The organism is Shewanella sp. SM74 (assembly GCF_025653725.1).
Classification (GTDB): domain Bacteria; phylum Pseudomonadota; class Gammaproteobacteria; order Enterobacterales; family Shewanellaceae; genus Shewanella; species Shewanella oncorhynchi.
In genome coordinates, this window is the sequence record NZ_JAKKRZ010000062.1 from 1 (window position 1) to 6,486 (window position 6,486).

The 6,486-nt window shown below is 59.9% G+C and carries 10 protein-coding genes; 1 reads left to right on the plus strand and 9 read right to left on the minus strand.

The window, feature by feature from the left end:
* Positions 1-5: 5 nt before the first annotated feature.
* The 7 genes from L5M49_RS24630 to merT form a co-directional block, all read right to left on the minus strand.
* Positions 6-218 carry a DUF3330 domain-containing protein gene (locus tag L5M49_RS24630; protein WP_000993245.1) on the minus strand — a complete coding sequence of 71 codons (213 nt, stop codon included), beginning with the start codon at positions 216-218 and terminating at the stop codon, positions 6-8.
* 65 nt (positions 219-283) lie between these two features.
* A complete protein-coding gene (gene merE, locus L5M49_RS24635; RefSeq protein ID WP_001087807.1) occupies positions 284-520 on the minus strand; it encodes a broad-spectrum mercury transporter MerE in 237 nt (78 codons plus the stop codon).
* A complete protein-coding gene (gene merD, locus L5M49_RS24640) occupies positions 517-882 on the minus strand; it encodes a mercury resistance co-regulator MerD (RefSeq protein ID WP_001277466.1) in 366 nt (121 codons plus the stop codon). Before merD ends, merE begins: the two co-directional genes overlap by 4 nt.
* A 17-nt stretch (positions 883-899) precedes the next feature.
* Complete coding sequence (gene merA, locus L5M49_RS24645) at positions 900-2,585, minus strand: mercury(II) reductase (protein WP_263266974.1); 1,686 nt, start codon at positions 2,583-2,585, stop codon at positions 900-902.
* A gap of 38 nt (positions 2,586-2,623) precedes the next feature.
* On the minus strand, positions 2,624-3,049 hold the full coding sequence (gene merC, locus L5M49_RS24650; RefSeq protein WP_000522996.1) for an organomercurial transporter MerC: 426 nt from the start codon (positions 3,047-3,049) through the stop codon (positions 2,624-2,626).
* 27 nt (positions 3,050-3,076) lie between these two features.
* The gene (merP, locus tag L5M49_RS24655; protein WP_000732275.1) at positions 3,077-3,352 is read right to left on the minus strand and encodes a mercury resistance system periplasmic binding protein MerP; all 276 of its coding nucleotides are present in this window, start codon (positions 3,350-3,352) and stop codon (positions 3,077-3,079) included.
* 15 nt (positions 3,353-3,367) lie between these two features.
* Positions 3,368-3,763, minus strand: coding sequence for a mercuric ion transporter MerT (merT, locus tag L5M49_RS24660; protein ID WP_001294653.1), 396 nt, complete (start codon positions 3,761-3,763; stop codon positions 3,368-3,370).
* 71 nt (positions 3,764-3,834) lie between these two features.
* Between merT and merR the strand changes: the two genes are divergently transcribed.
* On the plus strand, positions 3,835-4,290 hold the full coding sequence (gene merR, locus L5M49_RS24665; protein WP_263266975.1) for an Hg(II)-responsive transcriptional regulator: 456 nt from the start codon (positions 3,835-3,837) through the stop codon (positions 4,288-4,290).
* Between the two features lie 407 nt (positions 4,291-4,697).
* Here the strand turns inward: merR and L5M49_RS24670 are convergent, their stop codons facing one another.
* Positions 4,698-5,174, minus strand: a complete 477-nt coding sequence (locus tag L5M49_RS24670; RefSeq protein ID WP_263266976.1) for a DM13 domain-containing protein — start codon at positions 5,172-5,174, stop codon at positions 4,698-4,700.
* 73 nt (positions 5,175-5,247) lie between these two features.
* A complete protein-coding gene (locus L5M49_RS24675) occupies positions 5,248-6,276 on the minus strand; it encodes an IS30-like element ISShes10 family transposase (protein WP_011711660.1) in 1,029 nt (342 codons plus the stop codon).
* Between the last annotated feature and the right edge of the window lie 210 nt (positions 6,277-6,486).

Below are 6,486 nucleotides of genomic sequence, written 5' to 3' on the forward strand. Positions count from 1 at the left end.
ATGCCTCAATCTGACGGCTGCGAACCGCCAGGGACAGGCGCAATGTCAGATTCTGTCGCGGCCTTGGCGCGTGCCTGGAAGCGTTCATAGCAATCCAGCCCGCAGAAATGTTCGACGTATTCCGCGCCTTCCGGGGTGAAGGCGGCATCGAGCGGAATTTCTTTGCAGCATACGCAGCAGGTGGTGCAACTGGCAGTGTTCGGGGCGTTTGCGTTCATGGTGGTACTCCTCCAGATTGGTAGCGAAGCTCAAAGCTGCCCACTCTCGGCTGGCTGGGAAGCGGTCATGATCTTCCCTTGAAGGCCCGCAGCAGCCGCGTCACAGACAGGACAAACAAGCCGGTCAGCGTGAGGGCTGCAATACCCCAGTGCTCCCCGATGAACGCGCCGGCCGTCGTGCCGGCTAGCACAATGGCGAGAATCGGCAAATGGCAGGGACAGGTGAGCACGGCCAGCGCGCCCCACAAGTAGCCGGTGATCGGTTTGTGCGTCTCAGACGGCAAGTGCTCTGGGCTGTTCATGGCAGACTCTCCGCGTGCTGTGCCGGTTCGGTTGGCATGGCGGCCAGTTGCATTTCGAGGCTGGCCAGGGCCTCGCGCCGACGCTCGACGAGTTGCCGCAACACGGCAAGCTGCGCAGACGCACCGTCACCGTCCGCAGCATCCAGCGCCCGGCACAGCCGCGCCAGTGCGTCCAGGCCGATACCCGCTTCGAAGGCAGCCCGTACAAAGCGCAGCCGTTGCAACGCGGTGTCATCGAACAAGCCGTAGCCGCCCGTGGTGTACGCGACCGGCCGTAGCAATCCGCGCAGCAGGTAGTCGCGCACGATATGCACGCTCACCCCGGCATCAAGGGCCAGCCGGGACACTGTGTAGGCGCTCATTGAACACCTCCTTTTCCTCATCCGGCGCAGCACGAAAGCTGCTTCACGTCCTTGCTGAAGGTCTGCGCCGCGAGCTTCAGCCCTTCGACCATGGTCAGGTAGGGGAACAATTGGTCGGCCAGTTCCTGCACGGTCATACGGTTGCGAATGGCGAGCACCGCCGTCTGGATCAGTTCACCCGCTTCCGGGGCCACCGCTTGCACGCCGATGAGCCGTCCGCTACCTTCCTCGATGACCAGCTTGATGAAGCCGCGTGTGTCGAAGTTGGCAAGCGCACGCGGCACGTTATCCAGTGTTAGCAGGCGACTGTCGGTCTCGATCCCGTCGTGATGTGCTTCCGCCTCGCTGTAGCCCACGGTGGCGACCTGCGGGTCGGTGAACACCACGGCCGGCATTGCGGTCAGGTCCAGGGCCGCATCGCCGCCAGTCATGTTGATCGCCGCACGAGTGCCGGCCGCTGCCGCCACATAGACGAACTGCGGCTGGTCGGTGCAGTCGCCGGCCGCGTAGATGTTCGGGCTACTGGTGCGCATGCCCTTGTCGATGACGATGGCCCCCTGCGCATTGACGGCTACCCCCGCCGCTTCCAATGCCAGGCTGCGCGTGTTCGGTGTCCGGCCGGTGGCGACCAGCAGCTTGTCGGCGCGCAATTCACCGTGCGTGGTGGTCAGCACGAATTCACCGTCCATATGGGCGACCTGGCTGGCTTGCGTGTGCTCCAGCACCTCGATGCCCTCGKCACGGAAAGCGGCTGTCACCGCCTCGCCGATGGCCGGGTCTTCACGGAAGAACAAGGTATTGCGCGCCAGGGCCGTGACCTTGCTGCCCAGCCGGGCAAAGGCTTGCGCCAGCTCCAGCGCCACCACCGACGAGCCGATTACGGCAAGGCGTTCGGGAATGGTGTCGCTCGCCAGGGCCTCGGTGGAAGTCCAGTAGGGTGACTCTTTCAAGCCCGGAATCGGCGGGACCGCCGGGCTGGCACCCGTGGCGACCAGGCAGCGGTCGAACATCACGACGCGCTCGCCACCCTCGTTCAAACTAACGATAAGGCTCTGGTCGTCCTTGAAACGCGCTTCACCGTGCAGAACGGTGATGGCTGAATTGCCGTCCAGGATGCCTTCGTACTTGGCATGACGGAGTTCTTCGACACGGGCCTGCTGCTGGGCCAGCAGCCGCTCGCGCAAGATCGTCGGCGGTGTGGGTGGCATGCCGCCGTCGAATGGGCTTTCCCGGCGCAGATGGGCGATGTGGGCGGCGCGGATCATGATCTTGGACGGCACACAACCGACGTTGACGCAGGTGCCGCCGATGGTGCCGCGCTCAATCAGCGTGACCTGCGCGCCTTGCTCGACGGCCTTCAGTGCTGCCGCCATCGCGGCTCCACCGCTACCAATGACGACGACCTGCAACGGGCGTTCGTTGCCACTGGGCTTATCAGCGGCCCCTATCCAGCCGCGCATCTTGTCGAGCAGGCCGGCGCGGTTGTCCGTCGGTGGCGCATCGGCAAGCGTTGCCTCGTAGCCCAGTCCGGCCACGGCGGTAGTCAGCGCATCCGATGACGTGCCCGCCTCAATGGCGAGTTGCGCTGTGCCCTTCGGATAGGACACCAGCGCCGATTGCACGCCGGGCACTTTCTCCAAGGCTTCCTTGACGTGAGCCGCGCACGAGTCGCAGGTCATCCCGGTGATTTTCAGGGTGGTCATGTATTTTTCCTTTTCTGTGGTGGCTACGGCTGTTGCCGTCAGCCACGTTGTTCTGGCAATTCACAGCTGTCCGGCCCGCAGCGGCGATGTGCTGGCGAGATGAAATCCCAGACCGACACCCCAACCATCAAGGCCAGGCCGACATAGAGCAGTCCACCGCTCTGCCAGCCGTAAGCCCGCATTAAAAACACCGCTGCCAGCACCAAGATCGGGCCTATCGTGCCGAGCGCCGTGCGTCGCCACTGTCGATGATTGAGCCAAGCGATAGCATTGGCGAGTAACGCGATGCCGGCGAACATCGGCAGCAGGATGCCAATGAATAGCCCCTCGTACTGGCTCAAGAAGCCCAGTCCGATGGCCGCGCCAAAGCTGGCGATGGCAGGAAAACAGGCGGCGCAGCCCATCGCGGAAACGACGCTGCCGAGCGCGCCGGTTTTGCCAGCGATGCGCGTGATGAGTCCCATGTGTCGCTCCCGAGTTCGGTTAACGGATCAGCGTTTGAGGCTGGACGGATAGCCCGCGTCCTCGGTCGCCTTGGTCAACTTCTGGACGTTGGTCTTGGCATCGTCGAAGGTGACGACGGCCTGGCGCTTGTCGAAACTTACGTCGGTCTTGCTCACGCCCTCAACCTTGGAAAGCGCGTGCTTGACAGTGATCGGGCAAGAGGCGCAGGTCATGCCAGGCACGGACAGCGTGACGGTCTGGGTGGCGGCCCACACGGGGGCAACAACGGCAGCGAGGGCGAGGGCGGCAAACAGTTTTTTCATGATGAACTCCTGTGATTAATAGAAAAATGGCATGACGTAGGGAAATCCGAGCGAGACCAGGACCAGCGCGGCCACGATCCAGAAAATGAGCTTGTAAGTAGCTCGCACTTGGGGAATCGCGCAGACCTCACCCGGTTTGCAGGCTTGCGCCGGGCGGTAGATGCGCCGCCAGGCGAAAAACAGCGCGACCAGCGCTGCGCCGATGAAGATCGGGCGATAGGGTTCCAGCACCGTCAGGTTGCCGATCCATGCCCCGCTGAACCCCAAGGCGATCAAAACCAGCGGCCCCAGGCAGCAGGCCGACGCAAGAATGGCGGCCAGCCCACCGGCGAAGAGCGCGCCGCGCCCGTTTTGTGGTTCAGACTTTTGTGGTTCAGACTTTTGTGGTTCAGACTTTTGTGGTTCAGACATACGCTTGTCCTTTCAAATTTGGTTTGGATAGCTTAAGCTTACTTCCGTAGTTATGTACGGAGTCAAGCGATATGCAAATTAATTTTGAGAATCTGACCATTGGCGTTTTTGCCAAGGCGGCCGGGGTCAATGTGGAGACCATCCGGTTCTACCAGCGCAAGGGCCTGCTGCCGGAGCCAGACAAGCCCTATGGCAGCATTCGCCGCTATGGCGAGRCGGATGTAACACGAGTGCGGTTCGTGAAATCGGCCCAGCGGCTGGGCTTTAGCCTGGACGAAATCGCCGAGCTACTGCGGCTGGAGGATGGCACCCATTGCGAGGAAGCCAGCGGCCTGGCCGAGCACAAGCTCAAGGATGTGCGCGAGAAGATGGCCGACTTGGCACGCATGGAGGCCGTGCTGTCTGAACTGGTGTGCGCCTGCCATGCGCGGAAAGGGAACGTTTCCTGCCCGCTGATTGCGTCACTGCAAGACGGAACGAAGCTCGCTGCATCGGCGCGGGGGAGTCACGGGGTGACTACGCCTTAGCGTGCTTTATTTTCCGAATTCTGAGACGACCCCAACTAGCGAAATGTTACAGATTTAATAGGGGTCTTAGTCTGCGAATCTTCATGGGAGACGGGACTAATCAGAGCCCTCGCTCTTGGATAACATTAGACGCTCGCGCGCAAAATTCCACCCATTCCGATAAGGCGGCGTATAGAGCCTTAGCGGCATCTGAGGTTGGCGCGTACTTATCTCTGTCGCAAGCCCATCTGGTGAACCGCTTCAGGGTATGCAGGCATCGTAGTCAGTGTCTGAGGGTCGGTTGAGGTCAATTTTGACTTCAAGAATCTAGACGTGGAGGGGAGGCCTCATGCCCGGCAAGACTTTAATTTCCATTGGCATGAGGCGCATGTTATTCGTGAACAGGCAAGATCCAAGTTTAAGCTTGTTTACTGATATTTTGCGGAGCCGATGAACTTAGAGAAATGCTCGCACCATATTTGGACCGTTGTAAACTCGTTGACGTTGACGYTTGCAGGAATGGTTTTCTTGAAATTCCCGAAGTTTTTCAATTCGCCAATCAGAATTGCTTCTTTCTTTATGTCCAAAAACGATTCTTTGTCGGTGGCTTGTTTCTTTGTCAGGTAAATTTTGTAGTCTGGACCAGGTGCTACATCACCTTTAAATACAATTTCGTTATCCGTAACAAAAAGTTGTCCATTCGCCCAGTGAAGGGCGTCGCTGCCTTTCTGATCTTTCTTGAACTCTCCGCTATACTTTGCCACCTTTTGCACTTCTTCAATTTCGGCGATGGTGGCGTTTTCTTGTGCTGTCAAAATCGGAAGTATATAGATCCCTAGCCCAACTCCCGCGCCAAACAGAGCCAGGTGGGACGCGAGCAGAATTATTTTTAATTGCTTTTTCATGGGTTGCCTCATGCAGTGAGTTATTTGGTGTGTCCATCATAATAGCTGGTTGCAGGATCTGAGTGCAACACGGTTATTGAATTGAAGCGGGAGCATCATGCCGCATCACCACGGCTTCTTGCATCACTTCGCCCATCACCTCGATCGGGCATTTGAAGTCGAAGCGTTTGCGCGGTCGCATATTCAGTTGCAAAGCGATGGCGTCCAGGGCTTCCTGACTATGCACCGACAAGTCCGTGCCCTTGGGCAGGTACTGGCGGATCAGTCCATTGATGTTCTCATTGCTGCCGCGTTGCCAGGGGCTGTGCGGGTCGCAGAAGTAGATCGCCACCCCGGTCCGCTGGGTGATCTCGGCGTGCCGCGCCATCTCCCGGCCCTGGTCGTAGGTCATGCTCTTGCGCACCGCCAGCGGCATGCCATTGAGCGCCGCACTGAAGCCCTCCAGCGCCGAGGTCGCCGTCGCGTCGGCCATCTTGATCAGCATCAGGTAGCCGCTGGTACGCTCCACCAAGGTGCCCACCGCCGAGGCATTGGCCTTGCCCTTGATCAGGTCGCCCTCCCAATGGCCTGGCATCAGCCGGTCTTCGACCTCCGGCGGGCGCACGTGGATGCTGAGCATTTCAGGGATCTGGCCGCGCCGATCGACGCCGCCAGAGCGCGGCCTGCGACTCGTCTTGCCCTGGCGCAGGCAGATGATCAGCTCCTTGCGCAGGCCACCGACCGGCAGGGCGTAGATCGCGTTATAGATCGTCTCGCGGCAGACGTAGGCCTCTCTGAGGCTGGGTATGTTCATGCTGCGCAGCTTGCCGGCAATCTGCTCGGGAGACAAACCCTCACGCAGCATATGGACGACCAGCTCGAAGCGCTCACTGCCCGGCAGCAGCTTGCACTGAGGCCTGCAGACCTGGCGGCGGACCTGCATCTGCTGCTGGGCAGCACAGGCCTGGTAGCGGGTGCCAGGGGCCCGGTTGCGGCGCAGCTCCCGGCTGATGGTCGAGGGGGAGCGGCCGAGCATCCGGGCAATTCGCCGCTGGCTGAAACCTTGGGCAAGGCCGAGTTGAAGGGTCGCACGTTCGGGGATACTGAGTTCGTGATAGGACATAGTGGCAGCACCGTACCGGAAAGGTCAGGTGTTGCACTCAGTTTTTGCGGCCGCCGTGCGTGATATGGCTTTGAGGGGAGGTAGTCGAAAGAATATTGGTATCTTTTGGGAGTTCTAAGTTTCGACCCGTCACTGGTAAATTCTGGCGCATAAGAGCCTCAAGGGTTGGCTGTTTTATTTTATTGTATTCGGCATTAAGCCCAATTTCTT

Coding starts and splice junctions, on each gene's coding strand:
- L5M49_RS24630 (WP_000993245.1), bottom strand. CDS start 218: ATGAACGCAAACGCCCCGAACACTGCCAGTTGCACCACCTGCTGCGTA.
- merE (WP_001087807.1), bottom strand. CDS start 520: ATGAACAGCCCAGAGCACTTGCCGTCTGAGACGCACAAACCGATCACC.
- merD (WP_001277466.1), bottom strand. CDS start 882: ATGAGCGCCTACACAGTGTCCCGGCTGGCCCTTGATGCCGGGGTGAGC.
- merC (WP_000522996.1), bottom strand. CDS start 3,049: ATGGGACTCATCACGCGCATCGCTGGCAAAACCGGCGCGCTCGGCAGC.
- merP (WP_000732275.1), bottom strand. CDS start 3,352: ATGAAAAAACTGTTTGCCGCCCTCGCCCTCGCTGCCGTTGTTGCCCCC.
- merT (WP_001294653.1), bottom strand. CDS start 3,763: ATGTCTGAACCACAAAAGTCTGAACCACAAAAGTCTGAACCACAAAAG.
- L5M49_RS24675 (WP_011711660.1), bottom strand. CDS start 6,276: ATGTCCTATCACGAACTCAGTATCCCCGAACGTGCGACCCTTCAACTC.